Origin of the sequence: Cryptosporangium sp. NPDC051539 (assembly GCF_044454545.1) — a bacterium.
Lineage (GTDB): Bacteria > Actinomycetota > Actinomycetes > Mycobacteriales > Cryptosporangiaceae > Cryptosporangium.
This window is the reverse complement of sequence record NZ_JBITDV010000003.1, coordinates 25,241-43,081: the sequence shown is the minus strand read 5'-3', so window position 1 is coordinate 43,081 and position 17,841 is coordinate 25,241. Positions and strand designations below refer to the sequence as shown.

The 17,841-nt window shown below is 71.2% G+C and carries 13 protein-coding genes; 4 read left to right on the top strand and 9 right to left on the bottom strand.

Features of this window, described 5'->3' with window-relative positions; genetic code table 11:
- Nucleotides 1-38: 38 nt before the first annotated feature.
- The 3 genes from ACIBZJ_RS10495 to ACIBZJ_RS10485 all read right to left on the bottom strand — a co-directional run bounded on the left by ACIBZJ_RS10495 (nucleotide 39) and on the right by ACIBZJ_RS10485 (nucleotide 2,856).
- On the bottom strand, nucleotides 39-689 hold the full coding sequence (locus ACIBZJ_RS10495; RefSeq protein WP_395927877.1) for a response regulator: 651 nt from the start codon (nucleotides 687-689) through the stop codon (nucleotides 39-41).
- Entirely contained in the window at nucleotides 686-1,906 is a 1,221-nt protein-coding gene (locus tag ACIBZJ_RS10490; RefSeq protein ID WP_395927875.1) for a sensor histidine kinase, read from the bottom strand. Before ACIBZJ_RS10490 ends, ACIBZJ_RS10495 begins: the two co-directional genes overlap by 4 nt.
- A gap of 77 nt (nucleotides 1,907-1,983) precedes the next feature.
- Nucleotides 1,984-2,856, bottom strand: coding sequence for a PAC2 family protein (locus tag ACIBZJ_RS10485; protein WP_395927873.1), 873 nt, complete (start codon nucleotides 2,854-2,856; stop codon nucleotides 1,984-1,986).
- A gap of 112 nt (nucleotides 2,857-2,968) precedes the next feature.
- Between ACIBZJ_RS10485 and metH the strand changes: the two genes are divergently transcribed.
- The 4 genes from metH (at nucleotide 2,969) to ACIBZJ_RS10465 (ending at nucleotide 10,006) form a co-directional block, all read left to right on the top strand.
- Complete coding sequence (gene metH, locus ACIBZJ_RS10480) at nucleotides 2,969-6,532, top strand: methionine synthase (RefSeq protein WP_395927871.1); 3,564 nt, start codon at nucleotides 2,969-2,971, stop codon at nucleotides 6,530-6,532.
- Nucleotides 6,529-7,194, top strand: a complete 666-nt coding sequence (locus ACIBZJ_RS10475; RefSeq protein WP_395927869.1) for an HAD family hydrolase — start codon at nucleotides 6,529-6,531, stop codon at nucleotides 7,192-7,194. The genes metH and ACIBZJ_RS10475 overlap by 4 nt, the downstream gene beginning before the upstream one ends.
- A gap of 131 nt (nucleotides 7,195-7,325) precedes the next feature.
- A complete protein-coding gene (locus ACIBZJ_RS10470; RefSeq protein WP_395927867.1) occupies nucleotides 7,326-8,048 on the top strand; it encodes a hypothetical protein in 723 nt (240 codons plus the stop codon).
- A gap of 290 nt (nucleotides 8,049-8,338) precedes the next feature.
- A complete protein-coding gene (locus tag ACIBZJ_RS10465; protein ID WP_395927865.1) occupies nucleotides 8,339-10,006 on the top strand; it encodes a heme peroxidase family protein in 1,668 nt (555 codons plus the stop codon).
- A gap of 163 nt (nucleotides 10,007-10,169) precedes the next feature.
- Here ACIBZJ_RS10465 and ACIBZJ_RS10460 read toward each other — a convergent pair whose 3' ends face one another.
- From ACIBZJ_RS10460 to ACIBZJ_RS10435, 6 genes are all read right to left on the bottom strand, one after another.
- A complete protein-coding gene (locus ACIBZJ_RS10460) occupies nucleotides 10,170-12,713 on the bottom strand; it encodes an ABC transporter permease (RefSeq protein ID WP_395927863.1) in 2,544 nt (847 codons plus the stop codon).
- A complete protein-coding gene (locus tag ACIBZJ_RS10455; RefSeq protein WP_395929076.1) occupies nucleotides 12,713-13,486 on the bottom strand; it encodes an ABC transporter ATP-binding protein in 774 nt (257 codons plus the stop codon). Before ACIBZJ_RS10455 ends, ACIBZJ_RS10460 begins: the two co-directional genes overlap by 1 nt.
- 178 nt (nucleotides 13,487-13,664) lie before the next feature.
- Nucleotides 13,665-14,396, bottom strand: coding sequence for a Clp protease N-terminal domain-containing protein (locus ACIBZJ_RS10450; protein WP_395927861.1), 732 nt, complete (start codon nucleotides 14,394-14,396; stop codon nucleotides 13,665-13,667).
- A gap of 50 nt (nucleotides 14,397-14,446) precedes the next feature.
- Complete coding sequence (locus ACIBZJ_RS10445; RefSeq protein ID WP_395927859.1) at nucleotides 14,447-15,130, bottom strand: response regulator; 684 nt, start codon at nucleotides 15,128-15,130, stop codon at nucleotides 14,447-14,449.
- Complete coding sequence (locus ACIBZJ_RS10440) at nucleotides 15,127-16,395, bottom strand: sensor histidine kinase (RefSeq protein WP_395927857.1); 1,269 nt, start codon at nucleotides 16,393-16,395, stop codon at nucleotides 15,127-15,129. The genes ACIBZJ_RS10445 and ACIBZJ_RS10440 overlap by 4 nt, the downstream gene beginning before the upstream one ends.
- A gap of 520 nt (nucleotides 16,396-16,915) precedes the next feature.
- A complete protein-coding gene (locus ACIBZJ_RS10435; RefSeq protein WP_395927855.1) occupies nucleotides 16,916-17,782 on the bottom strand; it encodes a RecB family exonuclease in 867 nt (288 codons plus the stop codon).
- Between the last annotated feature and the right edge of the window lie 59 nt (nucleotides 17,783-17,841).

The window sequence follows — 17,841 nt, the reverse complement described above, 5'->3', positions numbered from 1 at the left end:
GCGGGAGGTGTTCCGAGGTATGACTTCCGGCTGATGCGCTACGACTCGAGGCCTACCAGCCCGGACTGGTAGGCGAGCACGACCGCCTGTACCCGGTCGCGGACGCCGAGCTTGGTGAGAATGCGGCTGACGTGCGTCTTCACGGTTCCCTCGCTGAGGAACAGGGCTTCGGAGATCTCCGCGTTCGAGAGCCCCCTGGCCAGCAGGACGAGCACCTCGCGCTCGCGGGCGGTCAGCTCCGTGAACGCGTCGGTCTTCTGTTCGGTCAGATGGGGCAGGAAGCGGTCGAGCAGGCGCCGGGTCGTGCTCGGCGCCACGACCGCGTCACCGTGGTGGACGGCCCGGATCGCGCTGACCAGCTCGGTGGTCGGGACGTCCTTGAGCAGGAACCCGGCCGCGCCGGCCTTCAGCCCGGCGAACGCGTACTCGTCCAGGTCGAACGTCGTCAGCAGCAGCACTTTGGGCGGCTCGGGGAGCGCGGCGATGCGCTCGGTCGCCCCGACGCCGTCGAGCCGGGGCATGCGGACGTCCATGACCACGACGTCCACCCCGCCGGCCCGGACCCGTTCGACGGCGGCCAGCCCGTCACCGGCCTCGTCGACGACGGCCAGCTCGTCCTGGGCGTCGAGGACCATGCGCAGCCCCGACCGGACCAGCTCCTGGTCGTCCACGAGCAGAACGCGGATCACTGCGTCACCACCGTTCGGCTGGGGAGCCACGCCCGGACGCTGAAACCGCCACCGGCTCTCGGCCCCGCGATCACCTCGCCGCCGACCGCGGCGGCCCGTTCCCGCATCCCGAGCAGACCGAGCCCGGCACCGTCGTCGGCCGCGCCGGCGCCTCGTCCGTCGTCCGTGATGACGACGGTCAGACCCTCGGGGCCGGCCTCGGCCGAGACGTCGGCCGTCACCCCGGGTCCGCCGTGTTTGACGGCGTTGGTCAACGCTTCCTGGACGATCCGGTAGGCCGACAGACCGGCGCCGGCCGGGACGGCGGAGAGGTCGCCGTGGACCGTCAGCGTCACCGGCAGGCCGGACGCACGGACTTGGCTGACCAGCAGCTCGAGCTGGCCGAGGTCGGGCTGGGGAGCGCGGGAGGCCGCCTCCGGGCTGCGGAGGACGCCGAGCAGGCGGCGCATCTCGGCGGTGGCCTCGCGGCCGGTGCGGCCGATCGCTTCGAGGGCGCGGTCGGCGCGTTCGGGGTCGTCGTGCAGGACGTGACGGGCGCCGTCGGCCTGCAGGACCACCACGCTCAAGCTGTGGGCGACGACGTCGTGCAGGTCGCGGGCGATCCGGCCGCGTTCCTCGACGACCGCGAGGCGGGCCAGCGCGTCCCGTTCGCTCTCCAGCCGCGACGCCCGGTCGAGGGCTTCCTGCAGGTACGCGTGGCGGGCGTGGACCACGCCACCCCAGAGCCAGGCCATGACCAGTGGGGCGCCGCAGAGCCCGGTGCTCAGTCCCAGCGCGAGGATCCGGTTCGGCAGGGTGAGTTCGTTGAGGGTGTAGCTCGTGCCGGTGAGCTCGAGGATCAGGTAGCCCCACTTGACGCCGCCGATGATCCCGAACGCGACGCACAGCGCGAGCGCGTACCGGGCGTGCTTGCGGGGGCCGTAGGCGTTCGCCGAGTAGGCCATGACGATGCCGGCGTAGAGGATCGCCGGGTGGGGGAACTGGAACGTGGCCAGCGCGAGCAGCCCGAGCGCGGCGGTGGCGTAGAGCACGCCGACCTGGTGGCGGCTGCGGAGGGCGACCGGGATGACGAACACGAGCGGGAAGGCGGCCTGCCAGTAGTGGCCGCTGCTGACGAGAGAGGCGAGCAGCAGCAGCCAGAAGAGCGCGACGGCGGCCGCCGCCAGCCCGTCGAACACGAGCGGGTGCGCTCTCAGCCACAGGTGCACGTGCCGCATGCCTGCCGAGGTTAGCGTCCTTCAGCTCCGGCGCCCGTCGAGGAGCCGGCCTCCTGCGCGGTGGGCTGGTGGATGGCTCAAACCGCGGGGCCGCCCGGGCCGGCGGTGCCGCCCCGCCGCCGGAGGTACTTCTCGAACTCCCGGGCCAGATCCTCGCCGCTGGCCTGCGGCAGTTCCTCGTCCCCGTCGCGCTGCTCCAGCGTCCGGATGTACTCCGCCATGTCCGCGTCCGACGCCGCCAACTCGTTCACCTGCGACTCCCACGCCGAGGCGCGCTCCGCCAGCTCACCCATCGGCACCCGCATGTCGAGCACGTTCTCCAGCGTGTGCAGCAACGCCAGCGTCGCCTTCGGGTTGGGAGCCTGGGCCACGTAGTGCGGCACCTGGGCCCAGTACGACAGCGACGGGATCTCGGCCCTGACGCAGGCGTCGTGCAGCACCCCGACGATGCCGGTCGGGCCCTCGTACTTCGTCTGCTGGACGTCGTACTTGTTGGCCATCTCCGGGTCGGACGCGCTGCCGGTCACCGGGAACTGCCTCGAGTGCGGTGTGTCGGCCAGCAGCGCGCCCAACAACACCACCTGCTCGACGTCGAGCGCGTGGAACAGTTCGAGGATCTCTTCGCAGAAGCCCCGCCACCGCATGTTCGGCTCGATGCCCCGCACCAGCACGACGTCGCGCTCGGCGCCGGGCGGTGTGCAGGTCGAGACCCGGGTCGTCGGCCACTCGATCCGCCGGCCGCTGGGGTCTTCGGACATCGACACGAGGGGCCGGTTGACCTGGAAGTCGTAGTAGTCATCGGGGTCGATCTCGGCGACCGGCTTGGCCTGCCACTCCAGCTCGAGATGTTCGACGACCGCGGTCGCCGCGTCACCCGCGTCGTTCCATCCCTCGAACGCGGCGATGACGACGGGGGAGCGCAGCACGGGTAGTCCGTCGAACTCGGTCACACCAACCACCCTACGGCGCGCGCAAGTCGAAGGTGGCGGAGCCGCCGACCGCACCCGATATGCCCCGATGCCTTTGCCGGAAGCACCCACCGTTCACGGTAAGCTTGACAACATGGTGTCCATCCTGCGGAGCACGCCGGCCACTGCCCTCACGTCTGCTCTGTCCGAGCGCGTCCTCGTTTCCGATGGAGCCATGGGCACGATGCTCCAGGCCGCGGACCTGACACTCGACGATTTCGAGGGTCTCGAGGGCTGTAACGAGGTCCTCAACGCGACCCGTCCGGACGTCGTCAAGAGCGTTCACGAGGCGTACTTCGCCGCCGGTGCCGACCTGGTCGAAACGAACACGTTCGGCGGCAACCTGGCGAACTTCGCCGAGTACGACATCGTCGATCGGATCTTCGACCTCAACGAGAAGGGCGCCCGGCTCGCCCGCGAGGTCGCCGACGGCTTCAGCACCCCCGACCGGCCCCGGTTCGTCCTCGGGTCGGTCGGTCCCGGCACGAAGCTGCCGACGCTCGGCCACGCGCCCTACGCGACGCTCCGCGACGCGTTCCAGCTCCAGGCCGAAGGCCTGCTCGCCGGCGGCGCCGACGCGATCATCGTCGAGACCTGCCAGGACCTGCTCCAGGCCAAGGCCGCCCTGATCGGCGCCCGCCGCGCCATGGCCAAGGTCGGCAAGCAAGTCCCCCTCATCTGCCACGTCACCGTGGAGACGACCGGCACGATGCTGCTCGGCTCCGAGATCGGCGCCGCGGTCACCGCGCTCGAGCCGCTCGGCATCGACTACCTCGGCCTCAACTGCGCCACCGGCCCGGCCGAGATGAGCGAGCACCTCCGCTATCTCTCCCAGCACGCGCGCACCGGCCTGAGCGTCATGCCGAATGCCGGGCTGCCCGAGCTCGGTCCGAACGGTGCTGTCTACCCGCTCCAGCCGGCCGAACTGGCCACCGCACTCACCCGGTTCGTCACCGAGTACGGCGCCGGCCTCGTCGGTGGCTGCTGCGGCACCACCCCCGAGCACATCCGCCAGGTCAAGCAGGCCGTCGAGAACCTCACCCCGGCGACGCGCCACCACGAATCAGAGCCGAGCGTCGCCTCCATCTACCAGGCGGTCCCGTTCCAGCAGGACGCCAGCGCGCTGATGATCGGCGAGCGCACCAACGCCAACGGCTCCAAGAAGTTCCGCGAGGCCATGCTCGACGGCCGCTGGCAAGACTGCGTCGAGATCGCCCGCGAGGCCACCCGCGACGGTTCCCACCTGATCGACCTCTGCGTCGACTACGTGGGCCGCAAGGGCGCCGTCGACATGCGCGAGCTGGCCGGCCGCTTCGCGACCGCGTCGACGCTGCCGGTCATGCTCGACTCCACCGAGGTCGACGTCATCGAGGCCGGCCTGGAGTCGCTCGGCGGCCGGTCGATCGTCAACTCGGTCAACTTCGAGGACGGCGACGGGCCGGAGTCCCGCTTCGCGAAGATCATGCCGATCATCCGCGAACACGGCGCCGCGGTCGTCGCCCTGACCATCGACGAGGAAGGCCAGGCCCGCACGGCTGCGGACAAGGTCCGGATCGCCGAGCGCCTGATCGACGACCTCACCCAGAAGTGGGGGATGGCCGAGTCCGACATCGTCGTCGACATGCTGACGTTCACGATCGCGACCGGCACCGAGGAGAGCCGCCGCGACGGCCTGGAGACGATCGAGGGCATCCGCCAGCTCAAGCAGCGGCACCCGAACGTCCAGACCACGCTCGGGCTGTCGAACATCTCCTTCGGCCTCAACCCGGCCGCCCGCCAGGTCCTCAACTCGGTCTTCCTGCACGAGTGCCGCGAAGCCGGGCTCGACTCCGCGATCGTGCACGCCAGCAAGATCCTGCCGATCAGCAAGATCCAGGAGGAACAGCGCGAGACCGCGCTCGACCTCATCTACGACCGTCGTCGCGACGGTTACGACCCGCTGCAGCACCTGCTGCAGCTCTTCGACGGCGTCGACGCCAAGTCCACGAGCGCCTCCCGCGCCGAAGAACTCGCGGCTCTGCCACTCGAAGAGCGCCTCCAGCGCCGGATCGTCGACGGCGAGCGCAACGGACTCGAAGACGATCTGGACGCTGCGCTGCAGCAGAAGTCGGCGCTCGACATCATCAACGAGACGCTGCTCTCGGGCATGAAGACGGTCGGCGAGCTGTTCGGGTCGGGCCAGATGCAGCTGCCGTTCGTGCTGCAGTCGGCCGAGGTGATGAAGACCGCGGTGGCCCACCTCGAGCCCCACATGGAACGTCATGAGGACGACGAGGGCAAGGGCACGATCGTGCTCGCCACGGTCAAGGGCGACGTCCACGACATCGGCAAGAACCTCGTCGACATCATCCTGAGCAACAACGGCTACAACGTCGTGAACATCGGCATCAAGCAGCCGGTGAACGCGATCCTCGACGCGGCCGAGGAGCACCGGGCCGACGTCATCGGCATGTCCGGCCTGCTGGTCAAGTCGACCGTCGTGATGAAGGACAACCTCGCCGAGATGAACACGCGCGGCGTCGCCGCGCGCTGGCCGGTGATGCTCGGCGGGGCGGCGCTCACCCGCGCCTACGTCGAGAACGACCTGGCCGAGATGTACGCCGGCGACGTGCGGTACGCCCGCGACGCGTTCGAGGGCCTTCGGCTGATGGACGCTCTGATGCTGGCGAAGCGGGGCGGGACCGCACCGGCCGACAGCGCGGAAGAGGCGCGCAAGGCGGCCGAGCGCAAGGCCCGCCACGAGCGCTCGGCCCGGATCGCCGCCGAACGCAAGGCGAAGGCCGGCCCCGAGATCTCGGTCGACGACGAGAGCGTCAAGTCCGACGTCGCCACCGACAACCCGGTGCCGACGCCGCCGTTCTGGGGCGACCGGGTCGTCAAGGGCATTCCGCTGGCCGACTACTCCGGCCTGCTCGACGAGCGGGCGACGTTCCTCGGCCAGTGGGGCCTGCGCGGCGCCCGCGGCGGCGAGGGACCGTCGTACGAGGAGCTGGTGGAGACCGAGGGCCGGCCGCGGCTGCGCTACTGGCTCGACCGGCTGCTCGCCGACCGGGTGCTCGAGGCCGCGGTCGTCTACGGCTACTTCCCGGCCGTCTCCGAGGGCAACCAGCTGATCGTGCTGGAGTCGTCCGACCCGACGTCGGCGGAGCGGGTCCGCTTCCGCTTCCCGCGCCAGGTCCGTGACCGCCGTCTCTGCCTGTCCGACTTCTTCCGGTCCCGTTCGGCCGCTCTGGACGAAGGGCGGGCCGACGTCGTCGCGTTCCAGGTCGTGACGATGGGCAACCGGATCGCGGAGTACGCGAACGAGCTGTTCGGCGCGAACTCCTACCGCGACTACCTCGAGGTGCACGGGTTGTCCGTGCAGCTCACCGAAGCGCTGGCCGAGTACTGGCACCAGCGGGTGCGTGGCGAGCTCGGCTTCGGCGACCAAGACCCGGGACGCGTCGAGGACTTCTTCGACCTGCAGTACCGGGGCGCGCGGTACTCGTTCGGCTATCCGGCCTGCCCCGACCTCGAGCAGCAGGAGCAGATGTTCGAGCTGGTGAAGCCGCACCAGATCGGCGTCAAGCTGTCCGAGGAGTTCCAGCTCCACCCGGAGCAGTCCACCTCGGCGATCGTCGTGCACCACCCCGAAGCCAAGTACTTCGCCGCGCGATGAACGACCTTCCCGATGCCGTCCTGTTCGACATGGACGGGACGTTGTTCGACAGCGAGAAGCTGTGGGACGTCGGTCTGGAGGAGCTGGCGCGCCACCTCGGCGGGGAGCTGTCGACGGCGGCGCGGACGACGATGATCGGCGCGCCGCTGGCGATGTCGATGGAGATCCTGCACACCGACCTCGGGCGGCCCGACCTCGACATCGCGACCAGCGGCGCGTGGCTCGAGGACTACATGCGCACGCTGTTCACGACGTCGCTGGTCTGGCGGGCCGGTGCCCAGGAGCTGCTCAAGGCCGTGCGGGCGGCGCGGATCCCGGCGGCGCTGGTGACCGCCACCCGGCGGAACCTGGTCGAGGTCGCGCTGGACACGCTCGGGCGCGAGAACTTCGACGCGGTGGTGTGCGGGGACGAGGTCACGCACTCGAAGCCGCACCCCGAGCCGTACCTGCGGGCGGCGTCGCTGCTGGGCGTGAACGCGGGGAACTGCGTCGCGATCGAGGACTCGGTGAACGGCACCGCGTCGGCCGAGGCCGCTGGGTGCCCGGTGCTGGTCGTGCCCAGTGAGGCGCCGGTGCCGGCCGGGCCGCGCCGGGTCCACCGCGACTCCCTGGTCGGCGTCGGCCTCCCGGAGCTGTCCGCGGTGCTGGCCGCCGTCGCCTGACCCGCGAGCGGCCGCTGGGCGCGAACCGGCCGAGTTCGGGTGCGGGCGCACCGGGTGGGGTAGCAACGGTTTACAGTGCCCCCCGGGCCGGATGCGGTCAGTGACGGCCACAGAGGCGACGGGGAGTCGTGATGCAACCTCAGGAGTACGGCGGTCAGGCGCCGTTACCGGCCTACGGGCAGCCGGTGAACGGGTACCAGAGCTACGGGCAGCCGGTGTCCACACCCCCGCACGTCTCGGGTCCGCCGCAGCCGGGCTACGCCCCGCCGGTGAGCTCCGCTCCCCAGCAGCAGTGGCCCGGCCAGCCCCCGCACGGTGCTCAGGCCACGTACGGGGCCCAGCCGGGTTACCCGCCCCAGCAGCAGGGATACCCGCCCCAGCAGCCGCCGTACGGTGGTCAGGCGCCGTACGGCGCTCAGCCGGGGTACCCGCCCCAGGGCGCTCAGCCGGGGTACCCGCCCCAGGGCGGTCAGCCGGGGTACCCGCCCCAGGGCGGTCAGCCGGGGTACCCGCCCCAGGGCGCTCAGCCCGGATACCCGCCGCAGGATGCTCAGGCGGGGTACCCGCCTCAAGGCGGTCAGCCGGGGTATCCGCCGCACGGCGGTCAGCCCGGGTACGGACAGCAGGGGCACGGGTTCGCTCCGCCCGGCGCCGCCACGGCCGCCGGGCTCTGGAACCGGCCCGGTACGAAGCTCGTCGTCGGCAGCGCCGCTCTGCTCGTCGTCGGCATCATCCTGACGATCGTCACGTACTCGATCGCCAACCCCGGTGGCCACTTCATCGTCGCGACCGGTCCGATGATCTTCGGCTTCATCGGCATCATCCGCGGTCTCATCCGGATGGCGAAGGGCTGACCCGCTGCCCCCACGCCGGCCCGCCGGGCGTAGGTCTGAAGGCCTTGACGGAAACCCGACAGCTGAGGGTTCGGCCGGGTTTGCCCGAGGGGGTTACATTCGCTGCCACGGTGCGGCAGAGAGCTACCGCCGCCCGAGCTTCGGGAGTGGCGGCCTCGGTCTCATGAGGACCGTGCTCCCCGCGGAGGCGCCGCCGGGGGCGGTGCGCTCCGGCGGGCCGCGTTCCGGCGGCCCGGCTACACGCGGCCGCAGACGGGCCGCGGACCGCCACGGCCGTTTACGGGGAAACCATGAAGCGACACACACGCGAAGAGTTCTACGTCCTGGGCGAGGGCATCCTCTCCCAAGAGGACGGCAAACCGACCTGCCACCGACCGTCCACAGCGGCCTCGCTGCGGAAGTTCCGGTTCTCACGGCTGGGCCCGCAGGGTGAGGCGACCAGCCCGGGCCTGATCGGCAAGCTCGCCACGGCGATGACCGCCGGGCCCGAGCAGGGTGACGACCACACCGCGAACCGCATCCCGGCCGGGTACACCTACCTCGGCCAGTTCGCCGACCACGACCTGACGATGGACGTCACCCGGGCCGCGCTCGGCACCGACGTCAGCGTCGACGAGCTGTTGCAAGGCCGCTCGCCGGCGCTCGACCTGGACTCGGTCTACGGGCGCGGTCCCGACTCCGACGACCGGATCTTCTACGACTCGGACGGCGTCCGGCTGAAGATGGGCGGCACCGAACCCGCGCCGTTCCCCGGCACGGGCCTGCCGCTGGACGACTTCGACCTGCCCCGGCACGGCATCGGGTCGACCCACCGGGAGCGGCGCGCGCCGCTGATCCCGGACGAGCGCAACGACGAGAACCTGATCGTCGCGCAGACCCATCTGGCGTTCCTCCGGTTCCACAACACGGTGGTCCGCGATCTGGCGTCCGGCGGGATCTCGCTCGACCGCCTGTTCGGCATGGCGCGCGAACGCGTCGTGAAGCACTACCAGTGGATGCTGCGCACCGACTTCCTGCCGAAGGTCGTCGACCCGGCGATCGTCGACGACGTGTTCACCAACGGGCGGAAGTTCTTCGAGGTGGCCGGTGGCGCCGGGGCCGCGGGGCAGGCCGGGCTCACCGAGTCGATCCCGGGCGACCGGCCGACGATGCCGATCGAGTTCTCGGTCGCGGCCTACCGCTTCGGGCACAGCATGATCCGGACGAGTTACCAGTGGAACCGCCTGTTCCGGGCCGGTGGGGTCACGCCGGCCAGCCTGTTCCTGCTGTTCGTCTTCACCGGCATGAACGGCAACTTCAACCCGGGTGCCACGTTGTCCGATCTGGACGACCCGAACTCGGGCACGGTCGACCGGCTGCCCACGAGCTGGATCGCGGACTTCCGCCGCCTGTACGACCTCGGCCGCCCGGAGCTCACCGCTCCGGACGGCGAACTGAACCTCGCCCGTCCGATCGACACGCTGCTGGTCGACCCGCTGTCGAAGCTGCCGTCGGGCGCGTTCGGTCAGCGTGGGGCCGGCCCGGTCGCGCCGATCGAGCGCAACCTCGCGTTCCGCAACCTGATGCGGGGCACGATGGTGAAGCTGGCCTCCGGCCAGCAGCTCGCCGCGCTGTTCGGCGTCGAGGCGCTCAAGCCGGACGACCTGCGGACCGGCAACGGCGGCGCGGTCGTCACCGGGCTCAGCCCGGACGAGGACGCGGAGCTGACCACCCGCACGCCGCTCTGGTTCTACGTGCTGCGGGAGTCGGAGATGAACGGCGGACGCCTGACCGGCGTCGGCGGCCGGATCGTCGCCGAGGTGTTCCACCGGGCGATGGAGGGCAGCCGGCACTCGATCGTGCGCGACCCGTTCTGGCGGCCGTCGCTGGGTCCCAACCCGGGGGAGTTCACGATGCCCGACCTGCTGCGGTACGCGTTCGACGATCGTCCCGAGCTGCTGAACCCGCTGGGGGACTGAGACACGGCGGCCGTCCAGGCGCGAGGGGTGCCCGGACGGCCGCCGCCTTCTCCGATGCCGGGCCGCCCGCCCGGACCGGTGGGTGGGCCGGACAGGCGACGGCCGGGCGGGGAAGGGGATCCCGCCCGGCCGTCGTCATCGTGCCGGAAACAACCTCTGCGACCTACTCGTAGGAGATTGCCGCCAGCACGTTCAATCGGGCCGCACGCAGCGCCGGCAACAGCGCCGCGATCACCCCGACCAGCACGGACGACACCAGGTAGAAGCCCATCTGACCCCACGGCAGCGCGAACTGCGAGAGCCCCTGCGACTTCAGTGCCTGCACCACCGCGGCGCCCAGACCGACGCCGACGACGATGCCCAGCAGCGCACCGAACACCGAGATCACCACCGACTCCACGGTGATCATCCGGGTGGTCTGCGACCGCCGCAGACCGATCGCCCGCAGCAGCCCCAGCTCCCGCGTCCGCTCGATCACCGACAGCGCCAGCGTGTTGATGATGCCGAGGATCGCGATCAGGATCGCCAGGATGAGCAGGACCTGCACGAACAACAGGATCGTGTCGAACTGGCTGGTGATCTGGTCGATGAACGCGCTCTGGTTCTGCACCGTGACCTCGGGGCTGTCGGCGAGCAGCACCTTGATCTCGGCCTCGACCTTGTTCACGTCGGCCCCGTCGTCGACCTTGATGAAGGCCTGCGACGGCTGCGCGATCTGGAAGTTCTTCGCCGCGTCCTCGGAGGCCAGGAAGCCGGTGAACGCGCTGTTCTTCTCGTAGATGCCGGTGATCCGGTACGACTCCGCATTGCCGCGGACCTGCTGGACCTGCACGGAATCGCCGAGCTGGAGGTGCTGGTCCTTCGCGGTGTCCTCGTCGACGATCAGCTCGTTCGGGCCGACCTTGTCGATGACACCGGACTTCACCTTCAGGCCGAGCGTGTCCTTCGTGGCCTGCGGGTTGGTCATCGCGGCCAGGAAGGTCTGGTCGTTGTTGATCCGCGCCGGGCCGGTGTAGAACGCGGCGACTTGCTTGACGCCTTCGGCCTGCTCCATCTTGTCGAGCGTCGCGACGTCGAACGTCGGCGGCTGCGCGCTGGTCTGCTGACCGGCGACGATCAGCTCGGCGTTCAGCTGGTTGCCGATCGCGTCCGTGACGCTCTTGCTGGCCGACGCGAGCACCGTGCTGACGCCGGTGACCAGCGCGATGCTGACCATCAGCGCGGCCGCGGTGATCGCGGTCCGCCGCGGGTTGCGGGCGGAGTTGCGCCGGCCGAGCTGGCCCGGCACCGACCAGGCGAAGATCCGCCCGAGCAGTCCGACGACCGGCCGGCTGATGATCGGCGTCAGCAGGGCGACGCCGATGAACACCAGCAGGACGCCGGCCAGCAGACCCCAGAGCGTGTTGTCCGCGTCGGCGAACAGGCCCCAGGACATGATCGCGGCGCCCAGCACGAAGATCGAGCCACCGACGATCGTGATCCGGGTGAGCGGCTTGTCGGGCGTGGCGGCGTCGCGCATCGCGGCGATCGGGGGGATCCGGGAGGCCCGGATCGCCGGGAAGAGCGCCGCGATCAGCGTCACGCCGACACCGACGACGAACGAGGAGATGACCGCCGACAGCGGCACCGAGAGCTGCAGGTCGATGTTCGCGCCACCGAGGTTGCTGAGCAACGAGCCGAGGATCGCCCCGATACCGATGCCGACCGCCAGGCCGATCACCGACGCGACGAGACCGATCACCAGCGCCTCGAACAGCACCGACCAGATGACCTGGCCGCGGGCAGCGCCCATGGCCCGGAACAGCGCGAGCTCCCGGGTCCGCTGGGCGACCAGCATCGAGAACGTGTTCAGGATCAGGAAGATGCCGACGAACAGCGCGACACCGGCAAAGCCCAGGAAGATGTAGTTGACGAAGTTCAGGGCCTGCTGGATGTCCTTCGAGTTGGCCTCGTTGACCTCGTCACGCGTCTGCACGACGTAGGTCCCGCCGAGCGTGCCTTCCAGCGTCTTCTTCAGCTCGGTCTGGCTCACGCCGGCGTCCGCCACGACCTGCAGGTCGGTGTAGACGTCCTTCTCGCCGAGCATCAGCTCCTGGGCGACCGGGAGCGTGAACGCGACGACCTGCGAGCCGCCGAGCGTGTCCCGGTCACCGCTGTAACCGAAGATGCCGACGAGCTTGAACTCCTTCTTCGGCTGCAGGGTGAGGACCCCGATCGTGTCGCCGACCTTGAAGTTCAGCGACTTCGCCATCGCCGCGTCGATCGCGACCTCGTTGTCCGCGGTCGGGCCCTTGCCCTCACGGAGCTGGATGAGGTCGTCCTCGCCGGTCCAGTTGCTGCCGAACCGGGGTGCGAACGACGGCGCGACCTTGCCGTCCTTGCCGATCACCCGCGCGCCGTCGGCGAACACGTCCGCGGTGACCTTGGAGACGCCCGGCGCCGATTCGACCTTCGCCACCTCGGAGGCCGGGATCGTCGCGGCGATCGCCTCGCCGCCGTTGCCCCCGTTGTCGAGCTTCGGCTTCGCCGTCACCTGGACGTCGATGTTCTTGTTGATGCCCGCGAACATCGCGTCGTACGACTTCGCCATCGACGACGTCAGGACGAACGAGCCCGCGACGAACATCACGCCGAGGACGACGGCGAACGCGGACAGCCCGAGCCGCAGCTTCCTCGAGAGCAGGCTCTTGATCGTGGCCCGGAACATCAGGCGGCCCCGAGCGCGTCCAGCGACTTCATCTTCTCCAGCACGCGGTCGCTCGTCGGCTCGAAGATCTCGTCGACGATCTGACCGTCGGCGAGGAAGACCACCCGGTCGGCATAGGACGCCGCACCCGGGTCGTGCGTCACCATGACGATCGTCTGTCCGAAGTCGCGGACCGAGTTCTGCAGGAACTGCAGCACCTCGGCACCGGACCGGGAGTCGAGGTTACCGGTCGGCTCGTCCGCGAAGACGACGTCCGGCTTCGACACCAGCGCCCGCGCACAGGCGACCCGCTGCTGCTGGCCGCCGGAGAGCTGCGTCGGACGGTGCTTGAGCCGGTCGCCGAGGCCGACGGTCTTGATCACCGTGGCCATCCACTCCGGGTCGGGCTTCCGCTTGCCGATGTTCAGCGGCAGCGTGATGTTCTCCTCGGCCGACAGCGTCGGCAGCAGATTGAACTGCTGGAAGATGAAGCCGACCTTCTCGCGCCGGAGCAGGGTGAGGCCCTTGTCTCCGAGCGTGTCGACCCGGGTGTCGCCGATCCAGACCTCGCCGCGCGAGATCGAGTCGAGTCCGGCCAGGCAGTGCATGAGCGTCGACTTGCCGGACCCGGAGGGCCCCATGATCGCGGTGAACTTGCCCCGCTCGAACTCCGCGGTCACGCCGGCCAGCGCGTTGACCCGGGTGTCCTCGGTGGTTCCGTAGACCTTCCAGACATCGACCGCACGCGCGGCGGCGTTACTGCTGACCGCGTCGTTGGTCGACGAGTCGGTCATCGGCGTCGTCACAGCCTTCTCCGTCTCTGTATTAACCCCGTTGGCTGGTGGTCGCCAGCCTCCACCCCAACGTAGGGGCAGACTCAAGGGCTATTCGTCGTCGCGTAGGTGGGTTCTCGCGTACGACCTAGGGGGGACACCGAACCCTGGGCCACTCTCAGGGTTCCCCTGAGGTGTACTACGTGGGTTGCGCCGGCTGCGCGGCGGCAGTCACCCTCTGGAGTACGAGCGGCTCGACCGCGCTCCTCGTGAGGCCCAGACCGGCCAGGACGCCCTGCCCGTCCTCCTGCTCGATCAACGCGAGCAGGAGGTGTTCGGTTCCGACGTAGTTGTGCCCGAGCCGCAGCGCCTCCCGGAAGGTCAGCTCGAGGACCTTCTTCGAATCGACGGTGTACGGGATCAGGTCCGGCACCGGTTCGGCCGCCGCCGGCAGCGTCGGAGCGACCGCCGCGCGGATCGCCTCCGCCGTGACGCCCCGCTCGGCGAGGACCTGCGCCGCGATCGCCTCCGGCTCCGCGAGCAGCCCGAGGACGATGTGCCCCGGCCCGATCTCGCGGTTGCCGGCCCGGCGCGCCTCCTCCTGCGAGGCGACGACGACGCTGCGGGCGCGCGTGGTGAACCGGGCGAAGCCCGCGGCCGGGTCCATCCCGCCGTCCTTGGGGTCCTTCGGGACGAAACGCTTCTGGGCGGCCTGCTTGGTGACGCCCATGCTCCGGCCGATGTCGGTCCAGGACGCACCGGCGCGGCGGGCCTGATCGACGAAGTGCCCGATCAGGTGGTCGGCGGTCTCGCCGAGCGCCTCCGCGGTCATGACCGCGGTCTGGAGCTGGTCGAGCGGGTTGTCGTGGACCTTCTTGATGCCGGCGATGAGGGAGTCGAGACCGATGGCCGGGGGGAGTGGTGTGCTCATGCGTCAACCCTAGGTTGACGACCGGCGTGGCGTCAACCTTTGGTTGACGATCAGGCCTGGGGGCGGACGAGACCCGTCTCGTAGGCGAGGATGACGGCCTGCACGCGGTCGCGCAGGCCGAGCTTGGTGAGCACGTGACCGACGTGCGTTTTCACCGTGGTTTCGCTGACGAAGAGCTCGCGGGCGATCTCCCCGTTGGACCGGCCCCGGGCCATCAGCGTCAGGACCTCCTGTTCGCGCTCGGTGAGGACGGCCAGCGGACGGCGCCGGTCGACCGCGGGGTCGGGCAGCCGGTCGGCGAACTGGGAGAGCAGGCGCCGCAGGATCCGGGGTGACACCACCGCGTCGCCGGCGGCCACGGTCCGGATCGCGGTGATCAGCTCCTCCGCGGGCACGTCCTTGGACAGGAACCCGCTCGCGCCGGCCCGCAGCGCCCCGACGACGTACTCGTCCAGGTCGAACGTGGTCAGCACCAGCACCCGGGCCGGCAGCCCGGCCGCGACGATCGCTCTGGTCGCGGCCACGCCGTCGAGCCGGGGCATCCGGATGTCCATCAGCACGACCGACGGCAGCAGCCGCCGGGTCAACTCGATCGCCTCGACGCCGTCCCCGGCCTCGCCGACGACGTCCAGGTCGGGCTCGGCGCCGAGCACCATCCGGAAGCCGGTGCGCAGCAGCGGCTGGTCGTCGGCCAGGAGGACCTGGATCCGTTTCGGTTCCCCCGTGTCGGTCACGCACGTCCTCCCAGTTCCGGTAACTCGCTCGGTTCGCCCTTCGGCGGCGGGGTGGTGCCGTCCGGGGGCAGGCGGGCCCAGACGCGGAAACCGCCCCCGGGCCGGGCACCCGTCCGCAACGTGCCACCGTAGAGGGCGACCCGTTCCCGCATGCCCACCAGCCCGTGCCCGAGATGCCGGACGCCCGGCGCCGGGCCGTGACCGTCGTCGGTGACCGACACCCGCACGCCGTCGACCGCGAACTCCAGCGTCACCCGGGCGCTCCCCGCGTCGGCGTGCTTGAGCGCGTTCGTCAGCGCTTCCTGCACCACCCGGTAGATCGTCAGGTCGAGTCCCGGGTCCAGGTCGGGCGCGACCCCGATGACGATCAGGTCGACCGGCAGCCCGGCCTCGCGGACCTGCTCGGCCAGCCGCTCGAGCCCCGCGACCCCCGGCTCGGGCGGAGGCTCGTCGGGCGCGTGCTCGTCGTCCGCACGCAGGACGTCGAGCAGGCGGCGCATCTCGCGCAGGCTGGTGCGGCCGGTGTTCTCGATCGTCCGGAGTGCCTCGTCGGCGGCGTCCGGATCGCGTCGGAGCGTCCGGCGGGCCCCGGTGGCGAGCACCCCCATGACGCTCACGTGGTGGGCGACCATGTCGTGCAGCTCGCGGGCGATCCGGCGACGCTCGTCCAGGACCGCCTGGTGCGCGGCGGTCTCCCGGTTGAGCTCGGCCGCGCGGGCCCGCTCTTCGAGCGCCGCGGTGTACGCCCGGCGGGTGTAGACCGTGCGGCCGAGGAACAGGCACGCGAGCAGGGCCAGGAGTCCCGCGGTCACGCTGGCGACCCGGGGCCCGCTCGGTTCCGGCCCCAGGAGCGTCACCGCGGCTCCACAGGCGCCGAGCGCCAGCGTGGAGAGCACCGCTTGACGCAGTGGCGCCAATGCCCCGCGCGTGTAAGCGACGATCAGCGCCGCCACCGCCGCGACGCCGATGCCGGCGTCGCGCCACTCGCTGAGCAGTAAGACCGCGCAGACCAGCCCCACCGAGGTCACCGGTGCGACCCGGCGCAGCGCGATCGGCGCGGCCCCGGCCCCCGCCAGCCCGACCACCCACCAGGCCCCGCCCTCGGCGTCGAGCATCAGCGGATCGGCCGGCCCGGCGACGACGGCGAACAGCAGCAGGACCGACAGCGCCAGCCCGGAATCCACGCCCAGCGTGCGCCAGCCCCCGCCCACCTCCGGCGGCGGCGGCCCGGGCCGACCCACCGCACCAAGCCAGGGAACGCGCATGATCCGCATTATCCCGGCGACGCGCGTCGCCCGGTCCGAGTGCCCGCCCCTGATCGGAGACCGGTGCGGTCACGGCCGCCCGCCTCGATGAGGCGGAACCCCGCCGCCCGCGCCCGCACCTGCCGACCGGCCCGACACCCGGCACGGCGCGGTGGGGCTGCAACAGGCTCGCCCGAGCGCTGCCCGGCATGTCCGTCGCCCGGCAACGGCGCGGTGAGGGCCGCGGCGCGCCTGCACGAGCGCTGCCCGGCAAAACCCGCACCCGGCCACGGACCACCACCCCACCCGGCCCAGGCCCCGCGCCCCACCCGGCCCACCCGGCCCGCCTGACCAGGCCTCCCGTGCCCCCGCCCGGCCCGCCCCGCCCGGCCGGCCCCGCCCGGCCCGCCCGGCCCGCCCGGCCCGGCCCGCCCGGCGCCCGGCCCGCCCGGCCCGGCCCGCCCGGCGGCCCCCGGCGCCCGGTCCCGCCCCGGCCCGCGCGCCCCGCGCGCCCCGCGCTCCGCGGCGCCCACGGGCGGAGTCAGTCTTCGGCTGCCGGTCCCAGGACCGGCTCGCCCACCACCCCGACCGCCTCCGGGAACGGCGGCAGCGTGCCACCGTGCGCCGGGCACAGGCCTTGGTGATCGCACCACCCGCACAACGGGCCCGGGTTCGCCTGGAAATCCCTGGCCTCGGTCGCCCGGTCGATCGCCGCCCACAGGGCCTGCAGCGTCCGCTCGAACCGCACCAGCTCGTCGGCATCCGGCACGTAGTCGAGCACCTCGCGGTCGCCCAGGTACAGCAACCTCAGCAGGCGCGGGACCACGCCCCGGGTCCGCCAGATGACCAGCGCATAGAACTTCAGCTGGAACATCGCCTTGCCCTCGAACGACTCGCGGGGGGCGGCACCGGTCTTGTAGTCGACGACGCGGATCTCGCCGGTGGGTGCCACGTCGATGCGGTCGACGAAGCCCCGCAGCCGCAGCCCGGAATCGAGCACGACCTCGACCAGGCGTTCGCGCTCGGCCGGCGCCAGACGGTTCGGGTCTTCGAGCGTGAAGTACCCCGACAGCAACCCGCGGGCCGACGCGAGCCACTCGGCCAGCGCCTCGGGCGTGCCGAACAGCTCGGCGAGCTCGGGCACGTCGGTGACGAGCCGCTCCCACTCCGGTTCGAGCAGCGCCTCGGCCGCGGCGGGGGAGCGCTGCCCGGGCGGCAGGTCGAACAACCGCTCGAGGACCGCGTGCACCAGCGTGCCCCGCGTCGCCGCCGCGTTCGGGCGCTGGGGCAGCCGGTCGATGCTGCGGAAGCGGTAGAGCAACGGGCAGGTCTTGAAGTCGGACGCCCGCGACGGCGAGAGCGAGCCCACGATCTCGAGCGTCGGCCGCCCGTCCGCTGTGATGCTCATGCGCGACAGATTAGGGCAGCCGTCCGACAGTCCGCCGCACTCACCCCGCACCGGTGGAC